This is a genomic window from Roseateles hydrophilus (genome assembly GCF_026712245.1).
GTDB lineage: Bacteria > Pseudomonadota > Gammaproteobacteria > Burkholderiales > Burkholderiaceae_C > Pelomonas > Pelomonas hydrophilus.
In genome coordinates this window covers 19861-43876 of record NZ_JAPPUY010000004.1, presented here as the reverse complement: position 1 = coordinate 43876, position 24016 = coordinate 19861, and the positions used below count along the sequence as shown (strand labels likewise).

Below are 24016 nucleotides of genomic sequence, written 5' to 3'. Positions count from 1 at the left end.
AACCGCATGAACACCCCCGTCATCACCAGCCTGCTGGACACCGACCTCTACAAGTTCACGATGTGGCAGACGCTGCTGCATCGCCACCCGCAGACGCAGAGCGAGTACCGCTTCGTCTGCCGCAACCGGCCCGGCTACCCGCTGGCCGAGCTGAAGGCCGACGTCGAGCGCGAGCTGGACGCGCTGTGCGCCCTGAGCTTCCGCGAGGACGAACTGGCCTACATGCAGGGCCTGCGCTTCATCAAGAGCGACTTCGTCGACTTCCTGCGCATCTTCCGCTTCCAGCGCGCGTTCATCGACGTGAGCACCGAGGGTGAGCAGCTGCACATCGTCGCCCGCGGGCCGCAGGTGCACGTGATGGGCTTCGAGATCCCGGTGCTGGCCATCGTCAACGAGCTGTACTTCCGCCGCCTGGACACGCCCGAGGTGAGGGCGGAAGGCCAGCGTCGGCTCAGCGCCAAGATCGCCGCGCTGCAGGCTTTTGCCGCCGAGCCGCGCCCGCAGCGCCACCCGTTCGACCTGTTCGACTTCGGCCTGCGCCGCCGCTTCTCGGGCGCCTGGCAGCGCGAGGTCGTCACGCAGCTGCGCGACGCGCTGCCCCAGCATTTCAAGGGCAGCTCCAACGTGCTGCTGGCCAAGGAGCTGGGCCTGGTGCCCATCGGCACGATGGCGCACGAATACCTGCAGACCTACCAGGCGCTGGGCACCGTGCGGCTGCGCGACCACCAGAAGGCCGCGCTGGAAGACTGGGTGCAGGAGTACCGCGGCGACCTTGGCACGGCGCTGACCGACGTCGTCGGCATGGACGCCTTCCTGGCCGACTTCGACCTCTACTTCGCCAAGCTGTTCGACGGCCTGCGCCACGACAGCGGCGACCCGGTCGTGTGGGGCGAGAAGGCGCTGGCCCACTACGCCAGGCTGCGCATCGACACCCACACCAAGCGCCTCGTGTTCAGCGACGGCCTGACCGTGGACCGGGCCATCGCGCTGTACCGCCACTTCGCCGACCGCGTGCAGCTGGGCTTCGGCATCGGCACCCACCTCAGCAACGACCTGGGCCTCACGCCGCTGAACATCGTCATGAAGCTCACGCACGCCAACGGCCAGCCCGTGGCCAAGCTCAGCGACAGCCCTGGCAAGACGCTGTGCGAGGACGAGACCTTTCTGGCCTATCTGCGCCAGGTCTTCGGCATCAAGTCATGATCAAGCTCACCCTCGCCCAGCTCAACCTCACCGTCGGTGACGTGGCGGGCAATGTGCAGCGCATGGTGGCCGCCGCGCGGCAGGCGGCCTGGGCGGGCTCGCAGCTGGTCGTCTTCCCCGAACTGGCCGTCAGCGGCTACTACCCCGGCGACCTGCTGGATGAACCGGCCTTCCTGCGCCAGGTCGAGGCCGGCCTGCAGTCACTGCGCGCCGCATCGCGCGAGCTGCCCGACCTGACCTGGGTGTTCGGCGCGCCGCTGCTGCGCGACGGCCCGGGCAAGCCGCTGGAGAACGGCCTGCTGGTGCTCAAGGCCGGCGAGGTGCTGCTGCGCTATGCCAAGCAGCTGCTGCCCACCTACAACATCTTCGACGAGCGCCGCCACTTCGAGCCCGGCCCCGACGTCGCCAAGGTGCTGCGCGTCGGCTCGGCCCAGGTGGGTCTGCTGATCTGCGAGGACGGCTGGAACGACGACGGTGCCGGCTACGGCGTGAACCCCTTCGAGCGCCTGCGCGACGCCGCGCCCGACCTTGTCGTCAGCATCAACGCCAGCCCCAGCCACCTCGGCAAACGCGAGCAGCGCCATCAGGTGTTCACGGCGGCGGCCCGGCGCAACGGCCTGCCCATCCTCTGCGTCAACCATGTCGGCGGGCATGACCAGCTCGTCTACGACGGCGCCAGCTTTGCCGTCGAGCCCGAGGCCGGCGTCGTCTTCGAGGCCGAGCGCTTTGTCGAGAGCGTCCGCACGCTGGGCTTCGTCGATGGCCGCTTCGTCGGGCCCGACGGTGGTGAGCTGGAGCGCCCCAGGCCCGAGGGCCTGGGCGCGATGGCCTTCTACCGCGCGCAGATCGTGCTGGGCCTGCGCGACTACGCGCGCCGCTGCGGCTTCACGCAAGCCGTCGTCGGCTGCTCCGGTGGCATCGACAGCGCGCTGACGCTGGCGCTGGCCGCCGAGGCGCTGGGGCCGGAGCACGTCGTCGGCATCACGATGCCGTCCAGCTTCTCGTCCGCCGGTTCGGTGACGGACTCCGAGGTGCTGTGCCGCCACCTCGGCATCACGTTGCTCAACCATCCCATCCACGGCGCAGTGGACGCGCTGAAGGCGCAGTTCGCCGACAGCATCGGCACGCCCATGCAGGGCCTGACGCTGGAGAACCTGCAGGCCCGCGTGCGCGGCACCATCCTGATGGCCTACTCGAATGCCAACGGCCATCTGCTGCTGACCACCGGCAACAAGAGCGAGGTGTCGGTGGGCTACTGCACGCTGTACGGCGACACCAACGGTGGCCTGGGCCTGATCGGCGACCTCTACAAGACCGAGGTCTTCGCGCTGAGCCGCCACGTCAACGATGTGGCAGGGCGCGAGCTGATCCCGCAGGCCATCATCGACAAGGAGCCGTCCGCCGAGCTGGCGCCGGGCCAGCGCGACAGCGACAGCCTGCCGCCGTACCCGGTGCTGGACGACCTGCTCAAGCTGCTCGTCGAAGGCGACCGGCTGGCCGCCAGCGAGCGCGAGCCCGCCGAGGCCCGCCTGGCCGCGCTGCGCGAGACAGGCGAGGGCCGGGCGCTCATCGAGAAGATCGCCCGCCTCATCCAGCGCAGCGAATACAAGCGCCGCCAGGCACCACCGCTGATCCGCCTGCGCGCGCGGGCCTTCGGCCAGGGGCGGCAGATGCCGATCGCGGCGGTTTATCCGGGAGTGTTGTCATGAGCTCAACTGCCGTCCTCATCGGCCGTTTCCAGCCCGTCCACAACGGTCACGTCGCGCTGCTGCGCGCGGCGCTGGCCGAGGCGCCGCGCGTCATCGTGCTGCTGGGCTCGGCCCACCAGGCGCGCTCGCCGCGCCATCCGTTCAGCTGGACGGAGCGTGCCGAGATGCTGCGCCTGGCGCTCACCGACACCGAGCGCGAGCGCGTGGAGATCGTGCCGCTGCGCGACCTCTACGACGAGGTGCGCTGGGTGCAGGCCGTGCGTGACGCCGTGCAGCAGCGCGTGGGCCACGGCGACGTCACGCTGGTGGGCCACTTCAAGGACGCCACCAGCGACTACCTGCGCCGCTTCTCGCCGTGGAAGCTGCTGAGCCTGCCGCGCCAGCACCGCGTGGACGCGACCCACCTGCGCGCGGCGCTGTTCGAAGCCGCGCCGGACGACGTCGACGGCGTGCTCGCCAGCTGGGTGGACCAGGTGCCGCCGGGCACGCGCAGTTTCGTGCAGGCCTGGGCGCGGCTGCCCTATCTCACGCCGCTGCGGCGTGAGTGGGCCATGCTGAAGGCCTACCGGCAGGCCTGGGCCGCGGCGCCGTACGCGCCGGTGTTCGTGACCGTGGACCTGGTGCTGCAGTGCGCTAGCCATGTGCTGTTGATCCAGCGCGCCAAAGACCCTGGCCAGGGCCTGTGGGCGCTGCCGGGTGGCTTTGTGGAGCCGCGTGACACGCTGCTGCAGTCCGCGTTGCGCGAGCTGGAGGAAGAGACCGGCCTGCGCCTGCTGCCTGAGGTGCTGCAGCGGGCGCTGCGCGGCGTGGCGGTGTTCGACCACCCCGACCGCAGCCAGCGCGGCCGCACCATCACGCATGCCCATCATTTCGACCTGGGCGACCGTGAGCTGCCCGAGGTGCAGGGCGCCGATGACGCCGCGCAGGCGCGCTGGGTGCCTGTGGCCGAGTTGGCGGCGATGGAGGAGCAGTTCTACGACGACCACTTCCACATGCTGGACCGCTTCCTCGGCCTGTGCGCCCATCCCTAGCCTGGCAGCCTGTCGTCCTACACCGGCGGGGTGTCCGGGGCACTACAGTCACTGCGGGCTTCGGCCCCCTGCTTTTCCTCCCTGAGCAGGCGTCCGGCGCGCAAGCGCGGACGGCTTGAACCCTGGCCCTCGGGCCGGGGTTCTTTTTTTGCGCCCGACTCAGCCGGGCGCCCAGGCGCCTGGTGCGAGCCCGGTCCAGCGCTTGAAGGAGCGGCGGAAGTTGGCGCCGTCGAAGTAGCCCAGCGCCTGCGCCACGCGGTCGCGGCCCCAGCCGTCAGGCCCCAGCAGGTAGACCGCCACATGGGCGCGCAGGCGGTCCACCTCGGCCTGGTAATGCGTGCCGTGGCGGGCCAGACGGCGCTTGTAGGTGGCCGGGCTCATGCCGCTCTCGGCGGCCAGCGTCTCCAGGCTGGGCGGCTGTGCGACCTGGGCCAGCAGGCGGTCGCCCAGCGCGGCCAGCAGGCCGCGGCGCAGCGCCTGCGGGTCGGCCTGGCGCGCCAGCGCCGCACTGGCCAGGCCGGGGGCTGCGGGCCAACGCACGTCGGCCTCGACGCGGCTCAGCCGCATCGCGTCCACCTGGCAGCCGAAGTGCAGTGCCGTGCCCAGGTGCACGGCATGCTGGGCGCGGTCGCGTGGCGCGGTGCGCTCGAAGCTGAAGCGCCACGGCAGCCGCCGCCCGGCCCGCCAGGCGCACAGGCTGGCCACGGCGCTCATGTGCAGGTCCACGACGAAGCCGCGCAGGCCGGCGGGCAGGCCGCAGGCGTCGGTCCACACCAGCGTCAGCTCGCGCTCGTCCATCACCAGGCGCGGGGTCAGCAGCGGCGTCAGCCGGCCGGCGTGGCGGCACAGCAGCGCCAGCATGTCGGGCAGGCTGGCGGCCTGCAGCAGGGCCTGGCTGGCGAGGCCGTAGTGGCCCGGCAGCAGCAGGGCGCCCAGCGTGAATGCGGCGTCAGGGCCGGCGTCGCGCAGCGGGCCGAGTTGCGCCAGCAGCTCGCGCGGTGAGATCAGCGGCTGGGCCGGCCAGGCCGCGTCCAGCCCGCGGTGGTGGGCAAACTCGGCCAGCAGCGCGGCATGGTCGGTGGCCGGCAGGCAGGCGGTGTCGATCTCGTAGGGCGCCAGCCCCGCGTCGCTGCCGCCCAGGCCCAGTGGCAGCCAGGCGTCCAGCCGGGCTTGCAGCGCGTCGGCGGCGCCGCTCGTCATAGCGCCTGCAGCAGGTCCAGCAGCAGCTGCTCGGGCGGCTGCGTGCCGCTGGTGGCGCGCAGTGCGTGGCGCACCGGCAGGCGCACGCGGCGGCCGTCGCGCAGGTTCAGCGTGAGCTGGGCCAGCGCGGCCTGGAGCTCGGCGGCCAGGCACTCGCCCTCGGCCAGGCCGCAGCCGGGCAGCAGCACGACAAAGCGGTCGCCGGCATAGCGGCACAGCAGGTCCTGCGGGCGCAGGTTGAGCTGCAGCGTGAGGCTGGCGGCTTCCAAGGCGCGGTCGGCAGCCTGCAGGCCCTGCTCACGGGCGAGGTGGGCAAAGCCGTCGAAACCCAGCATCAGCACGCAGCCGCTGCGGCCGAGGCCGCGCTCCAGCGTGATCTGCTGCGCCATGTAGCCGGCGTCGGCCAGTTGGGTGACGCGGTCCACTGCCCTGTGGTCGCGGAAGAAGCGCTCGCGCTGCGCCAGCTGGCACGCCAGCACGCGCTGCTCCTGGCGCCAGAAATGCAGGCCCACGGTCAGTGCCAGCATGCCCAGCGGCGTCAGCGCCTCCAGCGCGTTGTCCCACAGCATGTGCTTGGGCAGGCGCCAGACTTCGTCCAGTGCGTCCACCCATTCGCCCACCAGCATGGCCGCCAGGCCCAGCACCAGCCAGTGCGTCACGCGACCGGCAGGCCGGCTGGCGCGCACGTACACCAGCCACACGCCCACCATGGCCGCCATGCCGCCTTCGGCCAGCACGTCCGTGCCCTGCCATTGCGCCAGCGGCTTGAGCTCGCCGAGCGTGATGAAGGCCAGCAGCGGCGCGGTCAGCAGCACGGCCAGTGCGGGGTACAAGGCGTCCCGCGCCAGCAGCAGCAGCGGCTGGCCGGAGGCGGGCAGGGGCAGGGTCCAGCGAGTCATGTGGCCATCGTATGAATGGCGTGTGACAGTGTTGGGAAGCGGCGCTGGGGGAGTCGCATCAGCTCACGCCGCGTGCGCCATTGCGCTGCCCGGCCTTTGTGACAGCCGATTCAAACAGGCGCCATGGCGCGCCGCCAGCATGCCGGCCATTCACACGACGCCGGACTTTCCGCCATGACCGCACACCGCCACATTCCCCGCCTCGGCCTGCTGGCCGTCTCCATCGGCCTGGGCTTTGCCGCGCAGGCCCAGACCAAGACCGAGAACCTCGGCACCATCGTCGTCACCGGCCAGCGCGCCAGCCTGCAGTCGGCGCTGGACAAGCAGCGCAACGCGCAGGGCGTGCTCAGCGTCGTGCATGCCGACGGCATCGGCCAGCTGCCTGACGACAACGCCGCCGAGGCGCTGGCCCGGCTGCCTGGCGTGACGCTGGAGCGCGACCAGGGCGAGGGCCGCTTCGTGCGCGTGCGCGGGCTGGGGTCCGACTACAACACGATCAGCATCAATGGCGCCACCGTGCCCGCCTCCGAGGCCGGCCGCCGCTCGCCGGGCCTGGATGTGGTGCCGGCCGGGCTGATCCGCTCGCTGGAGGTCCACAAGACCCTGACGCCCGACATGGACGCGAGCAGCCTGGGCGGCAGTGTCAGCGTCAACACGCTGACGGCCTTTGACGTGGCGGGCCGCCTGCTCAGCGTGGACCTGGGCGCCAACCATGACACCAACCTGGGCGCCACCAAGCCGCGCCTGGGCGTGACATTCGCGGACCGCTTTGCCGACGGCAAGCTGGGCTTGGCGGTGTCGGTGTCGCGCGACCAGCGGCGCTTTGCCAGCGACAACGTCGAGACCGGCGGCGCCTGGGACGAGGACGGCAAGCTGGAGGAACTGGAACTGCGCCGCTACGACATCCTGCGCACCCGCACCGGCGCCGCGCTGAGCCTGGACTGGCGCCCCTCGGCGGGCCAGCAGCTCTACCTGCGCGGCTTCACCAGCCGCTTCAGTGACGACGAGCAGCGCCAGGCGCTGGCCGTGGAGTTCGAGGACGCGCAGTCGGCCGGCGCGCTGGGCGACGGCACGGCCGTGCGTGAACTCAAGGCCCGCCGCGAGACGGCCCGCACGGCGTCGCTCGCGCTGGGCGGCCAGCTGGCACTGACGGGCTGGCTGCTGCAGGCCGAGACCGGCCTGGGCCGTGCCGAGGAGCGCACGCCCGAGGGCCTGGCGGGTGCCGCCTTCGAGGCGGACTTCTCCGGCCTGGGTTTCAGCGACAGCCGCCGCCCGCTGCTGCAGGGGCCGGCCGGCCTGCGCCAGGCCGGCGCCTACGAGCTGGATGAGGTCGAGATCGAGGACAGCCGCGCCCGCGACCGCGTGCGCCACCTGAAGCTGGACGTGCAGCGCACGCTGGACCTGGCCGGCGGCGCGGAGCTGACCATCAAGACCGGCGCCAAGGCCACGCGCCGTCACAAGGACAACCAGCAGGAGACCTATGTGCTGGACAGCGACGCGCTCGGCGAGCGCGGCCTGGCCGACGTGAGCGGCACGGCGGGCGTGAACTACCCGTGGGGCGGCAGCTTCGGCCCGGCCATGGACGCCGGCAAGCTGCGCGCGCTGTGGCGTTCGCTGAAGCTGGCCGACTACCGCGACGACGAGGACTCGCTGGTGGGTGATGTCGACCTGAAGGAGCAGGTCGACGCCTTCTACGCCCAGGCCACCTGGGAGCGCGGCGGCACGCAGCTGCTGGGCGGCGTGCGGCTGGAGCGGGTGCGCTTCCAGGCGCGTGGCAACGCGCTGGTGGACGGCGATGTGGCGGCGGTCCGCGTTGACACCCGCAGCACCCACTGGCTGCCGGCGCTGATGCTGCGCCAGGATCTGGGCGGCCAGCTGCTGGCGCGTGCAGCCTTCACCAGCTCGCTGGTGCGGCCCAGCTTCGAGCAGCTGTCGCCCGGCCGCGTGGTGGACGGCGACGAGGCCGAGCTCGGCAACCCGAGCCTGAAGCCGCTGCGCTCGCGCAACCTGGACATCGGCCTGGAGCAGGGCCTGGGCCGGGACGGCACGGTGTCGGCCTATGCCTTCAGCAAGCGCATCCGCGACTTCGTGTTCCAGACCGACCTGGCCGGCACACCGGGCTGGGAGGGCTTCGACCAGGTCAACACGTTTGCCAACGGCGCCAGCGCCCGCGTGCACGGCGTGGAGCTGGCCTACAACCAGGCGCTGCGCAGCCTGCCGGCGCCGTTCAACAACCTGATCGTCGGCGCCAATGCCAGCCTGGTGCGCTCCAAGGCGCGCGTGGGCGGCTATGACGGCGGCGTGTGGAAGAGCCGCGAGATCAGCCTGCCCAGCCAGTCCGACCGCAGCGTCAACCTCAGCCTGGGCTGGGAAGGGCAGGGCCTGTCGGCGCGCCTGGCGCTGAACCACCAGTCGTCCTACCTGCTGGAGGTGGGCGACGTGTTCGATGCCGCACGCGATCTGCGCGTGGATGGCCAGCGGCGTGTGGACCTGTCGCTGAAGTACAAGTTCAGCCGCCAGCTGGAGCTGAGCGCCGAGGTGGCCAACCTGACCAACCAGGCCTACTACGTCTACCAGTCCGCGCCTGCGCAGAATGCGCAGTACGAGCGTTACGGCCGCAGCATCAAGCTGGGCCTGAAGTGGAGCCTGTTCTGATGCGCCGTCTGTTGCTGACCCTCGCGCTTGGCGCCACCCTGACCGTCGCGCAGAGCGCCGCGCACGCCGAGCGCTTCGAGCTCGCCAAGACCGCGCTGGAGCTGCGCGACGACGCTGGCCGCACGCTGGACCGCCACGCGCTGCGCGCCAAGCACATGGACCAGCGCCATGACGATGGCCGTCTGGCCGTGCTGCAGGACGCCGACAGCGGCCGCCTCCAGCTCTGGCGCGCCAGCGCCGGCCGGCTGCAGCGCCAGGCCGAGTGGCCCGCGCCGCCGTTCGACCTCGCGCAGCTGTGCCTGTACCGCGACCCGCAAGGCCTGCTGCAGCTCTTCCTGCTGGGCAAGGAGGGCTTGTCGGCGCAGTGGCTGATCCGTGGCGGCGAGGCGCTGCCCATGCAGCCGCTGGCCACGCCGCTGGACCCCGGCGCCTGCCGCGTGCGCGATGCCGAGGGCCTGCTCTACCTCAGCGAGCCCGGCGTGGGCCTGTGGGCCCAGTCCGCCAACGCCGAGCGCCCGGGCCGGCGCCTGCTGCTGGCGGACAGCGAGTCCGGCGAGAAGGCGCTCAATGCCCAGCTGGAGGCGTGGTTGGCCGCCCACCCCGTGGCGCCGCTGCCGGCACCGCACCCGGTCGTGTTGCCCATGGGCCAGACCCAGCCGGTGCGCGAGGCTGGTGATGCCGCCGACGACCCCGCCATCTGGGTGCACCCGACGCGCGGCGCGCAGAGCCTGGTGCTGGGCACCGACAAGAAGCGCGGCCTGGCCGTCTACGGCCTGGACGGCCGCGAGCGCCAGTTCCTGCCCGTGGGCCGCATCAACAACGTGGATCTGCGCCAGGGCCTGCGCTACGGCGGCCGCCGGCTGGACCTGGCCGTGGCCACGCAGCGCGACGAGGCCGGCCTGGTGCTGTTCGGCATCTCGCCCGCGGGCCGCGTCAGCGAGCTAGCCCGCCTGCCCACCGGGCTGGACGACATTTACGGCATCTGTGTCGGCCGCAACGCCGAGGGCGGGCTGGACGTCTACCCCAACGACAAGGACGGCCGCGTGCTGCGCCTGCGCCTGACGCTGGCCGGCAGCACCTGGCAGGCCCGGCCCGTGGCCGAGTACCGCCTGGCCAGCCAGCCCGAAGGCTGCGTGGTGGACGAGGCGCACCAGGCGCTGTTCATCGGTGAGGAGAAGCGCGGCGTGTGGCGGCTGGACCTGGCCACGCCGGGCAGCCAGCCGGCGCTGGTCATCACCGCCGGTCCGGGCCTGGTGCCGGACGTGGAAGGCCTGGCCATCCACCCCGGGCGCGGCTGGCTGGTGGTGTCGTCGCAGGGCAGCGACTCCTACGCCGTCTACGACATCCGCCCGCCGTTCGCGCAGCGCGGCACGTTCTCCATCGGCGTCAACGCGGCGCTGGGCATCGACGCGGTCTCCGAGACCGACGGCCTGGACCTGACGCCCGCCAACCTCGGCGGCCCGTACCAGGACGGCCTGCTCGTCGTGCAGGACGGTCACAAGCGCCTGCCGCACGGGCCGCAGAACTTCAAGCTCGTGCCGTGGGGCGCGGTGGAGCAGGCGCTGCGCACCGGCCGCTAGCATCGGCGGCATGAAACTGTTGCCGTTGCTGCTGACCTGCCTGGCGCTGGGCGCCTGCGCCTCGCCCCGCTGGGTGAACCCCAAGACCCCGGGCGCCGACCTGCAGGCTGACCTGGCTGCCTGCGAGAAGGACGCCGTGCGCCTGGCGCGGCTGGAGCAGGGCATGGCCCAGCCGCGTGGTTGTGCCGGCGCGCACTGCGCGGGGCAGGAGGAACAGCAGCGCCTGCAGGCCACGGCCGGCGCCGTGGCGGCCCACAAGCGCTGCATGACCCTGCGCGGCTGGCGGCAGGATTGAGCCGGCTGGCAGGCCGCCGCCGACCCTGCTAGTCTGCCGCCCGCCAAGGGTGGCGGAACAGGAGCAGCGCGCATGGCGGAGTTGACGGTCAACGGCACGCGGATGTCGTACGAGGCGGAGGCGGACACGCCGCTGCTGTGGGTGTTGCGCGAGCAGCTGCGCCTGACGGGCACCAAGTACGGCTGCGGCGTGGCGCAGTGCGGCGCCTGCACGGTGCACATCGACGGCGCCCCGGTGCGCAGCTGCGTGATGCCGGCCTCTGCGCTGACGCCGGCGCAAAAGATCACCACGATCGAGGGCCTGTCGCCCACGGCCAGCCACCCGCTGCAGAATGCCTGGGACGCGCTGGATGTGCCGCAGTGCGGCTTCTGCCAGAGCGGCATGCTGATGGCCGCCGCGGCGCTGCTGAAGGACAAGCCCAAGCCCACCGATGCCGACATCGACGCGGCCATCACCAATATCTGCCGCTGTGGCACCTACAACCGCGTGCGCGCCGCCATCCATCTGGCGGCCGGCCAGGTGACGCGCAAGCAGATCCCCATCGTCATCGACGGAGGCCAGGCATGAGCGCGACGCTGAATCGACGCGAGTTCCTCAGCGCCACCTCGGCTGTGGCCGGCGGGCTGATGGTGGGCTTCCACGTGCCGGGTCTTGCCCAGGCCGGCACGCCCACGCCCGAGCTGAATGCCTGGGTGCAGGTGCTGCCGGACGACACCACGCTGATCCGCATCGCCCGCTCCGAGATGGGCCAGGGCACGCTGACCGGCCTGGCCCAGCTGGTGGCCGAGGAGCTGGACTGCGACTGGCACAAGGTCAAGACCGAGTACCCCACGCCGGGCCAGAACCTGGCGCGCAACCGCGTCTGGGGCAGCATGAGCACCGGCGGCAGCCGCGGCGTGCGCGACTCGCACGAGTACGTGCGCAAGGGCGGTGCGCTGGCGCGGGCGCTGCTGATCCAGGCGGCCGCCAACCAGTGGAACGTGTCGGTGGTGGAGTGCAGCACCGCGGCCGGCCATGTGCTGCACGCGGGCAAGAAGCTCAGCTACGGCGCGCTGGCGGCCGAGGCGGCCAAGCTGGCAGCGCCAGCTGACATCCAGCTCAAGCCCGCCAAGGACTGGAAGCTGGCCGGCCGGCCGATGAAGCGGCTCGACACGCGCCCCAAGCTCGACGGCTCGCTGATCTACGGCATGGACCTGCAACTGCCGGGCATGCTGAATGCGGCCATCAAGGACTGCCCGGTGTTCGGCGGCAAGCTCAGGAGCTTTGACGCGGCCGCCATCGAGAGCCGCCCGGGCGTGAAGAAGGTCGTCAAGGTGGGCGACACGGCCGTGGCCGTGGTGGCCGACACCTGGTGGCGCGCCAAGACCGCGCTGGACGCGCTGCCCATCGTCTGGGACGAGGGCGCCAACGCGACGCAGAACAGCGCCGACACCGCTGCCGTGCTGAAGGCCGGGCTGGACGCCGACACCGCCGCCGTGGGCAGCAGCCAGGGCGACGTGAAGGCCGCGCTGGCCGGCGCGGCACGGCGCGTGGAGGCGGTCTACGGCTACCCGCACCAGAACCACGCAACGATGGAGGTCATGAATGCCACGGCACTCATCACCCCTGCAAAGCCCGGGACGCCCGAGCGTTGCGAGGTCTGGACGCCGACGCAGAACGGCGAGGCCGCGCTGGCCGCCACCGCCGAGGCAGCCGGCCTGCCGCCGTCGGCCTGCGAGGTCTACAAGCTGCACCTGGGCGGCGGCTTCGGCCGGCGCGGCGCTGTGCACGACTGGGTGCGCCAGGCGGTGCTGATCGCGCGCGAGCTGCCCGGCACGCCGGTCAAGCTGATCTGGAGCCGCGAGGAGGACATGACCCACGGCCGCTACCACCCCGTCACGCAGTGCAAGCTGACGGCGGGGCTGGACGAGGCGGGCAAGCTCACCGCGCTGCACATGCGCATCTCGGGCCAGAGCATCATCGCGGGCATCTTTCCGCAGAACATCCGCGACGGGAAAGACCCGGCCGTGTTCCAGGGCCTGAGCGCGGGCGGTGCCGAGGGTGCGCTGGGCTATGCGGTGCCCAACCTGCTCATCGACCACGCGATGCGCAACCCCACCGTGCCGCCGGGCTTCTGGCGCGGCGTGAACCTGAACCAGAACGCGGTCTACCTGGAGTGCTTCCTCGACGAGGTCGCCCATGCCGCCAAGCGCGACCCGCTGGCGCTGCGCCGCGAGCTGCTGGCCAATTCGCCCAAGCACCTGGCCGTGCTGAACGCGGTGGCGGCCAAGGCCGGCTGGGGCAAGCCGCGGCCCAAGGGCCGGCACCTGGGCCTGGCCCAGATCATGGGCTTCGGCAGCTACGTGGCGGCCTGCGCCGAGGTGTCGGTCAACAAGAAGGGCGAGCTCAAGATCCACCGCATCGTGGCCGCCACCGACCCCGGCCATGCGGTCAACCCGCAGCAGATCGCCGCACAGGTGGAGGGCAGCTTCGTCTACGGGCTGTCGGCCGCGCTGTTCGGCGAGATCACGGTCAAGGACGGCCGCGTCGAGCAGCAGAACTTCAACACCTACCCGATGCTGAAGATGGAGCACATGCCGGCGGTCGAGACCCTCGTCATGCCATCGGGCGGCTTCTGGGGCGGCGTGGGCGAGCCCACCATCGCGGTGGCCGCGCCGGCCGTGCTGAACGCCATCTTCGCGGCGACGGGCAAGCGCATCCGCGACCTGCCGCTGAGCAAGCACAGCCTCGTGTGATGCAGGCGTTGCTGGCGCTCGTGCTGACGGCCGCTGCGCCTGCCGGCGATGTCGAGCGCGGCCGTGCGCTGCTGGCTGACCGCACGCAGAGCCTGTGCCTGCTGTGCCATGCGCTGAGCGCCGAGGGCGATGCCAACCACGGCAACCTGGCGCCGCCGCTGGCCCAGGCCGCGCGGCTTGGGCCGGCTGCGCTGCGCGAGCGCATCGCCGACATGCGGCGCTTCAACCCGGCCACCGTGATGCCGCCGTTCCGCTCGACCGACGGCCTGCGCGACGTGGCCCCGGCCTGGGCCGGCCGGCCGGCGTTGACCGAGCAGCAGCTGGAGGATCTCGTGGCCTACCTGGGCACGCTGTCGAAATGAAGCGGCGCGCGTTCGCCCTGGCCGCGTCGGCTGTCGCGCTGCTGCCGGTTGCGCAGGCCAGCGACGGCGCCATGCGCGCCGCCATCCGCGCCTGGGCGGGGCAGGACCCCGCGCCCGGGTCGCTGCAGATCGTCATCGCCGAGCTGGTGGAGAACGGCAACGCCGTGCCGGTGCGCGTGGTGGCGGCCGAGCCGGTGGTGGGCCTGGCGCTGTTCACGTCGCTGAACCCCGAGCCTGACGTGCTGCAGGCGAGCTTCGGCGCGGCCGTGGCCCGGCCCGAGTTCGGCACCCGCATGCGGCTGGCGCGCAGCCAGACCATCGTGGCCGTCGCCAAGGCGGCGGACGGCCGTTGCTGGCAGGCCAGCGTGGACGTCGTCGTGACGCTCGCGGCCTGCGTGGAGCCCTGATCGTGAGGGCCGCACGCGTGCTCGTTTCATTGGCCCCTACGGGCTGGCTCGGCGGGCGCTGATGGCAACGAGAGCCGTCATCACGCTGCCCGCCGTCATCCGGCCGGGCGAGGCCTTTGAGGTGCGGGCCACCGTGGCTCATGCGATGGAGACCGGCTACCGCACCGGCGACGACGGCGCGCGCCTGCCGCGCGACCTGGTGCGGCGCTTCGAGTGCCGGCTCGACGGCGAGCTGGTGTTCGCGGCGGATCTGTTCGCGGCCGTGTCGGCCAACCCCTGGGTGTCGTTCTGGCTGCAGGTGAGCGGCCCGGGTGAGCTGAGCTTCGTGTGGCGTGGCGACCGCGGCTTCGAGCACCGCGAGACGCGCCGCCTGCCGCTGCCATGACGCACGCCGTGCTGTGGCTGGTGCTGGCACTGACGCTGCCCGCAGCGGCCGACGAGCGCCGCTCCGGCCGCGACACCATGAGCCCCGCGCTGCGCGCGCTGCAGGCCGATGACGGCCAGCACCCGGCGCAGCTGGCCCTGGCCCTGGGCCGCGAGCTGTGGGGGCAGGGGGCCAGGTCTTGCGCCAGCTGCCACGGCGAGCCCGAGCAGCTGCGCGGCGTGGCGGCGCGCTACCCCGCTTTCGACACCGGCGCACGGGCCGTGCTGGACCTGCCTGCCCGCGTGCAGCGCTGCCGCGTGCAGCACCAGCGCCAGCCGGCCTGGGCGCCCGAGGCCGAGCCGCTGCTGGCGCTGACGGCGCTGGTGGCCCAGCAGTCACGCGGCCTGCAGCTGCAGCCGCCACGCGGCCCCGAGCTGGATCGCGCCGCCGCGCAGGGCCAGCAGCTCTACATGACGCGCCTGGGCGCGCTCAACCTGTCGTGCGCGCAATGCCATGACGAGCGCGCCGGTCTGCGCCTGGGCGGCAGCCTGATCCCGCAAGGCCATGTGGACGACTACCCCGTCTACCGGCTGGAGTGGCAGCAGCTGGGCAGCCTGCAGCGCCGGCTGCGTGGCTGTTTCAGCGGGGTGCGGGCCGCCGTGCCGCCCTGGGACGGCGAGGCGCTGATGGCGCTGCAGGTCTACCTGGCGCGGCGCTCGGCCGGGTTGCCGATGCAACCCCCTGGTGTGCGGCCCTGAGCGGGCGCGCGCTTGCCCTAAGCTAGCCACCAGCAGACAGAGGAGCGTGCATGCGACGACTGGGGTGCTGGATTCTGATGATGGTCTTGTGGGCGCCGCTGGGCGCCCGGGCCGCCGAGGCCACGGCGGCCGACCTGAGCCTGAATCAGCGCAAGCTGGTGACGCTGCGGGCCACGCTCAAGGGCGAGTCGCCCGCCGAGCGCGCCGAGGCGGCCCAGCAGGCGCTGGCGGCGGCATTGGCAGGCCCGGCGCCGGATCGCGTTGAGCGCCAGGTCTTGCCCGGCGAGCCGCCGGCGGTGCGCCTGCTGGTCAACGGCATCGCGGTGCTGCACCTCGTGCCCGACGACCTGGGCGGTGCCCACGCCGGCCCCTTGCTGGACGCCGCTGCGCTGGATGCCGAGCGCCGCTTGCGCCAAGCCGTGGCGGAGGTGCGCGAGGCCCGTGACCCCAAGGCCTGGGCCGTGGGGTTGGCCTTTTCGCTGCTGGCGAGCGCGGCGGCTGCCGGCCTGCTGTGGGCCTTGGTGCAGCTGCGGCGCCGGCTGTTGCGCCGGGCAGTGCGCCAGCTGGGCGCCGGCCCGGCGGCAGCGTCCCGGCCGTGGTGGCAGGTGTCGGGCGAGCATGCGATCGCGGTGCTGCGCGGCCTCGTGGGCCTGGCCAGCTGGGGCGTGGCGCTGGTGGTGCTGGACGTCTGGGCCAGCGTGGTGCTGCGCCAGTTCGCCTGGACACGGCCCTGGGGCGAGCGCGCGGGCGACTGGCTGCTCACGCAACTGCTGGACCTGGGCCGCGCCGCGCTGGGCGCCGTGCCTGGGCTGCTGACGGCAGGGCTGATCTTCCTCGTCGCGCGTGGCGCGTTGGGCGTGCTGCGCGCCGTGCTGGAGCGCGTCGAGCGCGGCGAGTTGCAGTTCGCCGGGCTGGACGCCGACACGGCCGGCCCCACCCAGCGCCTGGTCGCGATGGTGGTCTGGCTGTTTGCGCTGGCCATGGCCTATCCCTACCTGCCCGGCGCCAGCACCGAGGCCTTCAAGGGCGTGACGGTGCTGGCCGGCCTGATGGTGTCGCTGGGGGCGTCGGGCGTCGTGGGCCAGCTGATGGCGGGGCTGTCGCTGATGTACTCGCGCTCGTTGCGGGTGGGCGAGTACGTGCGCATCGGCGAGGTGGAGGGCACGGTCACAGCGCTGGGCATGTTCGCCACCCGGCTGCACACGGGGCTGGGCGAGGAGGTGAGCCTGCCCAATGCGGTGGTGTTCGGCCAGCCGGTGCGCAACTTCTCGCGGCTGGTGCAGGACGACGGCCAGTACGTGCTGCACACGGCCGTCACCATCGGCTACGCGACGCCGTGGCGCCAGGTGCACGCCATGCTGCTGGAGGCGGCGCGCCGCACACCCGGCGTGCTGGCGCAGCCGGCGCCCTACGTCGTGCAGACGGCGCTGAGCGACTTCTACGTCGAGTACCGCCTGTGCGCTCAGGGCAGCCGGGCCGCGCCGCGACGCCGCGCCGAGGCCATGAGCCAGCTGCACGCGCACATCCAGGACGTGTTCAACGAGAACGGCGTGCAGATCATGTCGCCGCATTACCGGTCTGACCCGGCCGATCCCCAGGTGGTGGCGGCCGGGCCGTGGTTCGCGCCGCAATCCGGCCCGCTGCCGCCGCAGGGCTGAGCAGCCCTTCCGAGGAGCGCTTCATGCCCGAGTTCCAGGCGCCCGGCGTGTATGTCGAGGAGGTCGCGTTCCGCGCCAAGACCATCGAGCCCGTGGGCACGACGCTCACGGGCTTCGTCGGGCCGTGCCGCAGCGGGCCGGTGGCCGGCGTGCCGCCGCTGCTGACCAGCCTGGGCGACTTCGAGCGCCGCTACGGCGATGGCGCGCCTCTGCATTTCAGCGCGCAGACGCTGAGCAATGACCTCTGGCATGCGGTGCGTGTCTTTTTTCTGGAGGGCGGCCAGGCCCTGCACGTGAGCCGCGTGTTCCGCGCTGGGGCGGCTGACGATGGCTGTGCGCGTCTGAGCCTGGGCGCTGATGGCGCTGTGCAGCTGCGCGCCCGCCATCCGGGCGCGGCCGGTAATCTCGGCCTGCGCTTCAGCTTTCGGTTGGGCGCCAGCCTGCTGCAGGCGCAGGCCAGGCCCGATGGCAGCCTGCAGCCCGTGCTCGCGCCGCAGGCGGACGGCGCCCTGGTGTGGCTGCGCACCGCCTGCGTGCCGCAGCTGCCGGGGCCGCTGGCCGGGCGCCGCGTCGAGGCGCTGCCGCTGTACCAGGCGCGGCGCGATGCCAGCGGAAACTGGTGGCTGCAGGGGGCGCCGGCCGCGCGGCGGCTGGACGACTTCGCGCCGGACTTGACGGCCGGCAGCCGCGATGCGGCCTGCGTGCTGAGCGTCAGCGTCACGGTGATGGCCGCTGACGGCAAGGTGTGGGGTGAGTGGGCGGGCTTGCCGCCGCAGGCCCTGCTGCAAGCCTTGGGCGCGGCGACGACCGCCGCCCCACCGCCACCCATCGTGCTGACGACCACCGGCGCCGCGGGTGAGGCCGCCGGGCTGGGCCTGCTGCGCGCGCTGCTGCCGCCGCTGGCAGTGACCCCCGCGGACTGGGCTGCCGCCGGCCAGGACGAGCTCGCTGCGCTGGCGGCCCAACTGGCGCGCGGCGTGACCGCGCGCTTCACACTGGCCGGCGGCCACGACGGGGTGTGGCCCGAGGTGGCCGACTACGTGGGCGAGTTGGGGGCGAACGGCCCCAGCGGCCTGCTGCCGTTCGAGGCGCTGGCCGACATCGCGCTGGTCGCCGCGCCGGGCGGTGGCGGTCGTGCGGGAGCGCCTGCCGGTGACGCAGCCGGCATTGCCCGTGCGCTAATCGACCATGCCGAGCGCATGCGCTACCGCCTGGCCCTGGTGGATGCGCCCGAGGGCCTGGGTGTTGACGGCGTGCGCCGGTTCAGGGCCGGGCTGGAGAGCCGGCGCGCGGCGCTCTACCACCCATGGGTGCTTGTGGCCGACCCGCACGCAGGCCAGGCCTTGCAGTTGCCGCCATCCGGCTTCGTGGCGGGCATCTGCGTGCGCAACGACATCCTGCGGGGGGTGCACAGGGCGCCCGCGAACGAGGTGCTGCGCAGTGCGATCGGCTTCGCTGCGGCGCTGGGCACGGGCGAGCAGGAAGTCCTGAACCCCGAGGGCATCAATCTGCTGCGCACCATCCCCCATCGCGGCCACGTCGTCTGGGGTGCACGCACGCTCAGCCACGACCCGCAAGCGCGCTACGTCAACGTGAGCCGTTGCCTGGCCAGCCTCGTGCGGGCGATCGAGCAGGGCACGCAGTGGGTGGTGTTCGAGCCCCCGGGCCCGGCGCTGTGGGACCGGGTGAGCCGCAGCATCCGCGACTTCCTGCTCCTGCAGTGGCAGGGCGGTGCGCTGCAGGGCGATCGGCCGGACAACGCGTTCTTCGTGCGCTGCGATCACGGCACGATGACGGCCGACGACCTGGCGCGCGGCCGGCTGGTGGCGGAGGTGGGTGTGGCCTTGTTGAAGCCGGCGGAATTCCTGGTCTTTCGCGTCGCGCAGCGGGCGGCGGCCTGAGCGCGTCAGCGCTGGCGTTGCTGGCGCTCGCCGAACAAGGCCTCGCGGGCGCGTTCGTCGGTCAGCGGCCGGCGCGCGTCGGCCAGCACCGCCACGCCGCGCTGCACGGCCGGGCGTTTGGCGATCTCGTCGAACCAGCCCTTCAGGTGCGGGTAGTCGGCCATCTCCACGCCCTGGTTCTTCCATGAACGCAGCCACGGGAACACGGCGATGTCGGCGATGCTGTAGTCGCGCCCGCCGACGTAGGTGGTGTGCGCCAGCCGCTTGTTGAGCACGCCGTACAGTCGCTGCGCCTCATGCGTGTAGCGCTCGATGGCGTAGGGCAGCTGCTGCGGCGCGTAGAGCCGGAAGTGGTGGGCCTGGCCGAGCATGGGGCCGACACTGCCCATCTGGAACATCAGCCACTGCAGCACCTCGTACTTGCCCGCCACATCGGCCGGCAGCAGGCGGCCGGTCTTGCCGGCGAGGTAGAGCAGGATGGCGCCGCTCTCGAACAGCGAGATCGGCCGGCCGTCGGGGCCGTCGGGGTCGGTGAGGGCAGGGATCTTGTTGTTGGGGCTGAGGGCCAGGAAGTCCGGTGCGAACTGCTCGCCAGCGCCGATGTCCACGGGATGCACCCGGTACGCGAGGCCACACTCTTCCAGCATGATGTGGACCTTGTGCCCGTTGGGTGTGGGCCATGAGTAGACTTCAAGCATTCATCCCCTCCGTTCCTGACCCAGGCCTGCCTGGCATCCAGCCCGATTCTGTCGACTCATGGTGGTAAAGCAAGTCAAGCACTGGCTCGTGACCCGTGCCAACGCCGCACGCTGGCGCCCAATCCTCGATTGGGCTGAGGCGCGGGGGGCCGAGTTCACCCAAAGCCGTGATGGCCAGGGCTTTCTCATCGAGCAGGCCAATGCGCAGCCCGGCGCGCTGCGCGTGGAGTGGGGGCCGACGCAGCGCAGCTATCTGCAGGGCAACGAGTTGCGCATGCGCTGCGAGGTGGGGCTGCACCCCGACGTGCAGCTGATGGTGCTGGACCGCGCGCTGATGGAGACGCTGGAGGGCGCCGTCTTCGAGGCCTACACCGACACGCTCAAGACCCGCGTGGACACCGACACGCCGGAGGAGATGCGCTGGCTGGTGATGTTCCCCAAGCTGGGCAATGCGTCGTCGCAGATCGTGCGCCAGCGCTTCGGCGTGGTGGGCGTCACCAAGGACCTGAGCAACAGCTGGATCGAGGGCTCGCTCAGCGAGGCGCTGGCCCAGGCCAGCCAGGACTTGCTGCCCGAGGGCCATCCCTTCGTGCTGATGTGCATGCGCGGCAACCTCTACCTGCGCACCGAGATGGCCGAGGCCGAGCTTTCGCGCGTGCAGGCGCTGGTGCGCCTGCTGGAGACGGCTGCGCGCGAGGCGCGACGTGTCAGTGGGCGGCTGGGCGACGGCGGGGCCTGGCCGACGACGGCGTCCATCGCGTGGTCGCCGTCATCGCGGTTGTCAGACGATCACTGAGGCGGCCGGGCCGATCAGGCCTTCTGTGCAAACTGCCAGGCCAGCTCCGACAGCGGCCGGGCGCTCTTGGCCGTTTCGCGCGCCTGCGCGCTGGAGGCCGTGCCGTCCACGACGCGCTTGGCAATGCCTTGCACGATGGCGGCGATGCGGAACAGGTTGTAGGCCAGGTAGAAGTTCCAGTCGGCCATGACGGCGCCAGCATCGGCGCGGCCGGTGCGCTCGCAGTAGCGCTGCACGTAGTCGCGCTCGCTCGGAATGCCCAACGCGGCCAGGTCCACGCCGCCCAGGCCGCGCGCGGCGCCGGAGGTCTGGATGTGCCAGCTCATGCAGTGGTAGCTGAAGTCGGCCAGCGGGTGGCCCAGCGTGGACAACTCCCAGTCCAGCACCGCGATGATGCGCGGCTCGGTGGGGTGGAAGACGACGTTGTCCATGCGGTAGTCGCCGTGGACGATGCTGACCTCGCCTTCATCGCGCGCTGATGCCGGTATGTGCGCCGGCAGCCAGGCCAGCAGCGCGTCCATCGCCGGGTTGGGCTCGGTGACCGAGGCCAGGTATTGCTTGCTCCAGCGGCCGATCTGGCGCTCGAAGTAGTTGCCTGGCTTGCCGTAGGCCTGCAGCCCGCGGGCCTGGAAATCGACCTGGTGCAGTGCTGCGATGACGCGGTTCAGCTCGTCGTAGTGCGCCGCGCGGTCGGCGTTGCCCATGCCGGGCAGGCTCTGGTCCCAGAGCACGCGGCCGGGCATGAACTCCATGACGTAGAACGCGCGGCCGATGACCGATTCGTCCTCGCACAGCGCGCGCATCGCCGGCACGGGCACGTCGGTGCCGGCCAGCGCGCCCATCACTTGGAACTCGCGCTCGATGGCGTGCGCCGAGGGCAGCAGCTTGGCCACCGGCGCGGGCTTGCTGCGCATCACGTACCGGGCGCCGGGCGTCGTCAGCAGGTAGGTGGGGTTGGATTGGCCGCCCTTGAACTGCTCGATGGACAGCGGCCCCTGGAACCCGTCGACACGGGCCGCCAGCCAGGCTTCGAGCGCTGCCGTGTCCAGCGGCTGGGCAAGGGGACGGGTGCCGGTGAATGCTTCCATGGGGATCGTTCGTCGAGACGTGAACTTTCCATTCTGCGAGCAGGGCACCGGCCCGCGTGTCTTCAGCGCGACGCTGCGGCAAGCAGCTTGTCGCGGCTCAGCACCACCAGCCGCGTGGGCTCCACGCGCACGGCGCCTTCGCGCTCGAAGGCCTTGAGTTCCTGGTTGACGCGCTGGCGCGAGGCGCCCAGCAGCTGGGCCAGGTCTTCCTGCGCGAGCTGCAGGCCGATGCGGATCTCGTCGCCCTCGTGCACGCCGTAGGAGCGCGCCAGCAGCAGCACCTGCTTGGCCAGCCGCGCGGCGAGCGGGCGGGTGTTGAGGTCCTCGATCATGTCGAACATCAGCCGCAGGCGCCGGCAGTTCAGCCGCAGCAGCGCGTCGTACAGCTCGGAATGGGCCTTCAGCAGCGCGTGGAAATCGGCCTTGCGCACGCACAGCAGCGTGGTGTCGCCATGGGCATAGGCGTCATGCGTGCGGGGCAGGCCGTCGAACAGCGCGATGTCGCCGAACCAGGTGCCGGGCTCCACATAGGTCAACGAAATCTGCTTGCCGGCCAACGACACCGAGCTGACGCGCACGGCGCCCTTGGCGACGGCCGACCACTCCTCGGCCGGCTCGCCGCGGTGGGACAGCATGGTCTCGTCGGGCAGCCGGCGCACGTAGGCGCGCTGCAGGATGTCGTTGCGCAGGCTCTCCGACAGGCGTGAGAACCACACGCCCTGGTCGATCTGCTGGCGTTCGGCGGGGGTGAGGGTGAGTGCGTTCATGGCGGGCGGCATTGTGCCCGGGTGGCCCCATGCTAGAGTCGCCCGCGCCGTTCTGCCTCCCCTCCAACTCACCGTCAGCCGCTCGCAGTCAATGCCCATCACGGCCCCGCGCCCGACCTTGCTGGGTGCTCTCACACCCGCCTTGGCACTGCTGCTCGGCCTCGTCCCGCCAGGGGCCGACGCGCTCGGCATGGGGCGCCCGCAGGTGCACTCCGCGTTGGGCAAGCCACTGGATGTGACCGTGCCGCTGACGCTGGCTGAGGGCGAGCAGCTGACAGATGCCTGTGTGCGCGGCGAGGTGTCGGCCGGTGAGGCGCGTGTGCCGGCCGGTTTGTTGCAGATGCGCATCGAGGGCGAGGCGGGCGAGCGCCGCATCCGGCTGCAAAGCCTGGTGCGCGTGGACGAGCCGGCGCTGCGCATCACGCTCGCACTCGGTTGCCCGCTGCGCCTGACGCGCGAATTCAACGCCTTCATCGACCCGCCGGCGCAGGCTGCCGCGGCAAGCCTGCCGGCGGCAGCGCCGGCGCCGTCATTGCCAGCCGCGCCGGCCGCGGTGCTGTCGCCCGTTGGCGAAGCCGCCTCACGCGCGGTGCTTGAGCCGGCAGCGGCCGCGCCGCGCGCGCCGGCTGCGCGGCCGCGCGCGAAGCCCCGGCCCAAATCGACGGCACCCCGCCTGGTGCTGGAGCGGCCTGAGGTGCTGGTCAGTCAGGCGCCGCAGCGCCCGGGCGTGCCGGAGACGGACATGACGCCAGAGCTGGAGGCGCAGATCGCTCAGCTCGAGCAGACGGTGGCCCAACTGCGCGCCGAGTTGGAGGCGCGGTTGCAGGCGCAGGCGGCCGGGCCGGCGGCGTTCGTTGCCGCATCGGCCGTGGCGGCACAGGCAGCACAAGCGGCGTCAGTGCCGACGCCGGAGCCGTTTGCGTCGGCCCCCACGCCGCCGCCGCGCGAGCCACGCGCGTCGGCGTACCGAGATCCCATGACCTGGCTGCTGACGCTGGGCCTCAGCCTGGTGGCTGGCGCTGCGGCGTTCTATGGCAGCCGCTGGCGCGATGAGCGCGCTCGCCGGGAGCGGGCCTACTGGCGCGCCATGCATGCCGTCGAGGGCGCTGCCGATGCGGCGCCAGTGCTGCCGCAGGCGCCTGCAGCCGCTTCGCCAGGGATGGCGCCGCCGGTGGCTTCGTCGGCCGTGGCGCTGCCGGACGAGGGGCAGCACCAGGCCACGCGCCCGCAACCCCGCCCGATGGCCTGGCCGCCCGCGCCTCTTGCTGCGCCGGTGCTCCCCGAAGCGCCCGCGCAATCGCCGACAGGCCTTCAAGCCACGCAGCCGCTGCCGGTGCAGGCGGATGCCGTGCCCGCGTCGGTGGCGACGGTGCCCGTGCTGTCGCAGGAGCTGAGCGTGGCCGATGAGTTGCTGGATTTGCAGCAGCAGGCCGAGTTCCTGCAACTGCTCGGCCAGCACGATGCCGCGGCCGACCTGCTCGCCGGCCGCCTGGCCCGTGGCAACGCCGGGGCCATGCCCTACCTGATGCTGATGGAGCTGTGCCAGCAGCGCGGCGAGCCCGAGGTGTTTGCCGAGCTGGCGCGGCAGTTTGAGCAGCGCTTCCGCACGATGGCGCCGGCCTGGGCGCAGAGCCTGTCGCGGGGGCGCAGCCTGGATGCGAGCCCCAGCGTGATCGCACATCTGCAGGTCGTGTGGGCGGACCCGTCGGCGGCGATGCAGATGCTGCGCGACCTGCTGGCCCGCGGGGCCGGCCCCGGGGCGACGCATTTCGACCTGCCGGCCTACCGCGACCTGCTGACGCTCTACAGCGTCGCCCGTGACCTGTTCGAGGCCGGGCTGCGTGGCGAGGGCGTGGACTTCATGCTGCCGCTGGATTCCCGCTTCGGCGAGCAGTGAGCGCGAGCGGCGG

Annotated in this window: 21 protein-coding genes; 16 read left to right on the top strand and 5 right to left on the bottom strand. The window is 72.2% G+C overall.

Going from position 1 to position 24016, the window contains the following annotated elements; translation table 11 throughout:
• Positions 1–6 precede the first annotated feature (6 nt).
• Genes pncB through NYO99_RS15230 form a run of 3 tightly spaced genes read left to right on the top strand, consistent with a single transcriptional unit; the run spans position 7 to position 3943 of the window.
• Positions 7–1203, top strand: a complete 1197-nt coding sequence (pncB, locus tag NYO99_RS15240; protein ID WP_268168100.1) for a nicotinate phosphoribosyltransferase — start codon at positions 7–9, stop codon at positions 1201–1203.
• Entirely contained in the window at positions 1200–2912 is a 1713-nt protein-coding gene (locus tag NYO99_RS15235; RefSeq protein WP_268168099.1) for an NAD+ synthase, read from the top strand. Before pncB ends, NYO99_RS15235 begins: the two co-directional genes overlap by 4 nt.
• Complete coding sequence (locus NYO99_RS15230) at positions 2909–3943, top strand: bifunctional nicotinamide-nucleotide adenylyltransferase/Nudix hydroxylase (RefSeq protein WP_268168098.1); 1035 nt, start codon at positions 2909–2911, stop codon at positions 3941–3943. Before NYO99_RS15235 ends, NYO99_RS15230 begins: the two co-directional genes overlap by 4 nt.
• A gap of 159 nt (positions 3944–4102) precedes the next feature.
• Here NYO99_RS15230 and NYO99_RS15225 read toward each other — a convergent pair whose 3' ends face one another.
• Entirely contained in the window at positions 4103–5143 is a 1041-nt protein-coding gene (locus tag NYO99_RS15225; protein ID WP_268168097.1) for a helix-turn-helix transcriptional regulator, read from the bottom strand.
• Positions 5140–6042 (bottom strand): GGDEF domain-containing protein, encoded by a 903-nt coding sequence (locus tag NYO99_RS15220; protein ID WP_268168096.1) that lies wholly within the window; start codon positions 6040–6042, stop codon positions 5140–5142. The genes NYO99_RS15225 and NYO99_RS15220 overlap by 4 nt, the downstream gene beginning before the upstream one ends.
• A 174-nt stretch (positions 6043–6216) precedes the next feature.
• On the opposite strand from NYO99_RS15220, the gene NYO99_RS15215 reads away from it, so the two are divergent.
• The 11 genes from NYO99_RS15215 (at position 6217) to NYO99_RS15165 (ending at position 18757) form a co-directional block, all read left to right on the top strand.
• Entirely contained in the window at positions 6217–8697 is a 2481-nt protein-coding gene (locus NYO99_RS15215; protein ID WP_268168095.1) for a TonB-dependent receptor, read from the top strand.
• On the top strand, positions 8697–10277 hold the full coding sequence (locus NYO99_RS15210; RefSeq protein WP_268168094.1) for a phytase: 1581 nt from the start codon (positions 8697–8699) through the stop codon (positions 10275–10277). The genes NYO99_RS15215 and NYO99_RS15210 overlap by 1 nt, the downstream gene beginning before the upstream one ends.
• Positions 10278–10287: 10 nt before the next feature.
• A complete protein-coding gene (locus tag NYO99_RS15205; RefSeq protein ID WP_268168093.1) occupies positions 10288–10572 on the top strand; it encodes a hypothetical protein in 285 nt (94 codons plus the stop codon).
• Between the two features lie 72 nt (positions 10573–10644).
• The gene (locus NYO99_RS15200) at positions 10645–11139 is read left to right on the top strand and encodes a (2Fe-2S)-binding protein (protein ID WP_268168092.1); all 495 of its coding nucleotides are present in this window, start codon (positions 10645–10647) and stop codon (positions 11137–11139) included.
• The gene (locus tag NYO99_RS15195) at positions 11136–13307 is read left to right on the top strand and encodes a xanthine dehydrogenase family protein molybdopterin-binding subunit (RefSeq protein ID WP_268168091.1); all 2172 of its coding nucleotides are present in this window, start codon (positions 11136–11138) and stop codon (positions 13305–13307) included. The genes NYO99_RS15200 and NYO99_RS15195 overlap by 4 nt, the downstream gene beginning before the upstream one ends.
• On the top strand, positions 13307–13669 hold the full coding sequence (soxX, locus tag NYO99_RS15190; RefSeq protein ID WP_268168090.1) for a sulfur oxidation c-type cytochrome SoxX: 363 nt from the start codon (positions 13307–13309) through the stop codon (positions 13667–13669). Before NYO99_RS15195 ends, soxX begins: the two co-directional genes overlap by 1 nt.
• Positions 13666–14076 carry a thiosulfate oxidation carrier protein SoxY gene (locus tag NYO99_RS15185; protein ID WP_268168089.1) on the top strand — a complete coding sequence of 137 codons (411 nt, stop codon included), beginning with the start codon at positions 13666–13668 and terminating at the stop codon, positions 14074–14076. Before soxX ends, NYO99_RS15185 begins: the two co-directional genes overlap by 4 nt.
• A 61-nt stretch (positions 14077–14137) precedes the next feature.
• Complete coding sequence (locus tag NYO99_RS15180; protein WP_268168088.1) at positions 14138–14461, top strand: thiosulfate oxidation carrier complex protein SoxZ; 324 nt, start codon at positions 14138–14140, stop codon at positions 14459–14461.
• The gene (gene soxA / locus NYO99_RS15175) at positions 14458–15198 is read left to right on the top strand and encodes a sulfur oxidation c-type cytochrome SoxA (protein ID WP_268168087.1); all 741 of its coding nucleotides are present in this window, start codon (positions 14458–14460) and stop codon (positions 15196–15198) included. Before NYO99_RS15180 ends, soxA begins: the two co-directional genes overlap by 4 nt.
• Positions 15199–15275: 77 nt before the next feature.
• A complete protein-coding gene (locus NYO99_RS15170; protein ID WP_268168086.1) occupies positions 15276–16856 on the top strand; it encodes a mechanosensitive ion channel family protein in 1581 nt (526 codons plus the stop codon).
• 23 nt (positions 16857–16879) lie between these two features.
• On the top strand, positions 16880–18757 hold the full coding sequence (locus NYO99_RS15165; protein ID WP_268168085.1) for a phage tail sheath family protein: 1878 nt from the start codon (positions 16880–16882) through the stop codon (positions 18755–18757).
• A 5-nt stretch (positions 18758–18762) separates the two neighbouring features.
• On the opposite strand, the gene NYO99_RS15160 is transcribed toward NYO99_RS15165, so the two are convergent.
• Positions 18763–19455, bottom strand: a complete 693-nt coding sequence (locus NYO99_RS15160; protein ID WP_268168084.1) for a glutathione S-transferase N-terminal domain-containing protein — start codon at positions 19453–19455, stop codon at positions 18763–18765.
• A gap of 88 nt (positions 19456–19543) precedes the next feature.
• On the opposite strand from NYO99_RS15160, the gene NYO99_RS15155 reads away from it, so the two are divergent.
• A complete protein-coding gene (locus NYO99_RS15155) occupies positions 19544–20251 on the top strand; it encodes a hypothetical protein (protein WP_268168082.1) in 708 nt (235 codons plus the stop codon).
• A gap of 14 nt (positions 20252–20265) precedes the next feature.
• Here the strand turns inward: NYO99_RS15155 and NYO99_RS15150 are convergent, their stop codons facing one another.
• Positions 20266–21339 (bottom strand): phosphotransferase, encoded by a 1074-nt coding sequence (locus NYO99_RS15150; RefSeq protein ID WP_268168081.1) that lies wholly within the window; start codon positions 21337–21339, stop codon positions 20266–20268.
• A 62-nt stretch (positions 21340–21401) separates the two neighbouring features.
• A complete protein-coding gene (locus NYO99_RS15145; RefSeq protein WP_268168080.1) occupies positions 21402–22106 on the bottom strand; it encodes a Crp/Fnr family transcriptional regulator in 705 nt (234 codons plus the stop codon).
• Positions 22107–22248: 142 nt separating this feature from the next.
• Between NYO99_RS15145 and NYO99_RS15140 the strand changes: the two genes are divergently transcribed.
• Positions 22249–24003, top strand: coding sequence for a type IV pilus assembly protein FimV (locus tag NYO99_RS15140; RefSeq protein ID WP_268168079.1), 1755 nt, complete (start codon positions 22249–22251; stop codon positions 24001–24003).
• The last annotated feature ends 13 nt before the right edge of the window (positions 24004–24016 follow it).

Coding starts and splice junctions, on each gene's coding strand:
- pncB (WP_268168100.1), top strand. CDS start 7: ATGAACACCCCCGTCATCACCAGCCTGCTGGACACCGACCTCTACAAG.
- NYO99_RS15235 (WP_268168099.1), top strand. CDS start 1,200: ATGATCAAGCTCACCCTCGCCCAGCTCAACCTCACCGTCGGTGACGTG.
- NYO99_RS15230 (WP_268168098.1), top strand. CDS start 2,909: ATGAGCTCAACTGCCGTCCTCATCGGCCGTTTCCAGCCCGTCCACAAC.
- NYO99_RS15225 (WP_268168097.1), bottom strand. CDS start 5,143: ATGACGAGCGGCGCCGCCGACGCGCTGCAAGCCCGGCTGGACGCCTGG.
- NYO99_RS15220 (WP_268168096.1), bottom strand. CDS start 6,042: ATGACTCGCTGGACCCTGCCCCTGCCCGCCTCCGGCCAGCCGCTGCTG.
- NYO99_RS15215 (WP_268168095.1), top strand. CDS start 6,217: ATGACCGCACACCGCCACATTCCCCGCCTCGGCCTGCTGGCCGTCTCC.
- NYO99_RS15210 (WP_268168094.1), top strand. CDS start 8,697: ATGCGCCGTCTGTTGCTGACCCTCGCGCTTGGCGCCACCCTGACCGTC.
- NYO99_RS15205 (WP_268168093.1), top strand. CDS start 10,288: ATGAAACTGTTGCCGTTGCTGCTGACCTGCCTGGCGCTGGGCGCCTGC.
- NYO99_RS15200 (WP_268168092.1), top strand. CDS start 10,645: ATGGCGGAGTTGACGGTCAACGGCACGCGGATGTCGTACGAGGCGGAG.
- NYO99_RS15195 (WP_268168091.1), top strand. CDS start 11,136: ATGAGCGCGACGCTGAATCGACGCGAGTTCCTCAGCGCCACCTCGGCT.
- soxX (WP_268168090.1), top strand. CDS start 13,307: ATGCAGGCGTTGCTGGCGCTCGTGCTGACGGCCGCTGCGCCTGCCGGC.
- NYO99_RS15185 (WP_268168089.1), top strand. CDS start 13,666: ATGAAGCGGCGCGCGTTCGCCCTGGCCGCGTCGGCTGTCGCGCTGCTG.
- NYO99_RS15180 (WP_268168088.1), top strand. CDS start 14,138: ATGGCAACGAGAGCCGTCATCACGCTGCCCGCCGTCATCCGGCCGGGC.
- soxA (WP_268168087.1), top strand. CDS start 14,458: ATGACGCACGCCGTGCTGTGGCTGGTGCTGGCACTGACGCTGCCCGCA.
- NYO99_RS15170 (WP_268168086.1), top strand. CDS start 15,276: ATGATGGTCTTGTGGGCGCCGCTGGGCGCCCGGGCCGCCGAGGCCACG.
- NYO99_RS15165 (WP_268168085.1), top strand. CDS start 16,880: ATGCCCGAGTTCCAGGCGCCCGGCGTGTATGTCGAGGAGGTCGCGTTC.
- NYO99_RS15160 (WP_268168084.1), bottom strand. CDS start 19,455: ATGCTTGAAGTCTACTCATGGCCCACACCCAACGGGCACAAGGTCCAC.
- NYO99_RS15150 (WP_268168081.1), bottom strand. CDS start 21,339: ATGGAAGCATTCACCGGCACCCGTCCCCTTGCCCAGCCGCTGGACACG.
- NYO99_RS15145 (WP_268168080.1), bottom strand. CDS start 22,106: ATGAACGCACTCACCCTCACCCCCGCCGAACGCCAGCAGATCGACCAG.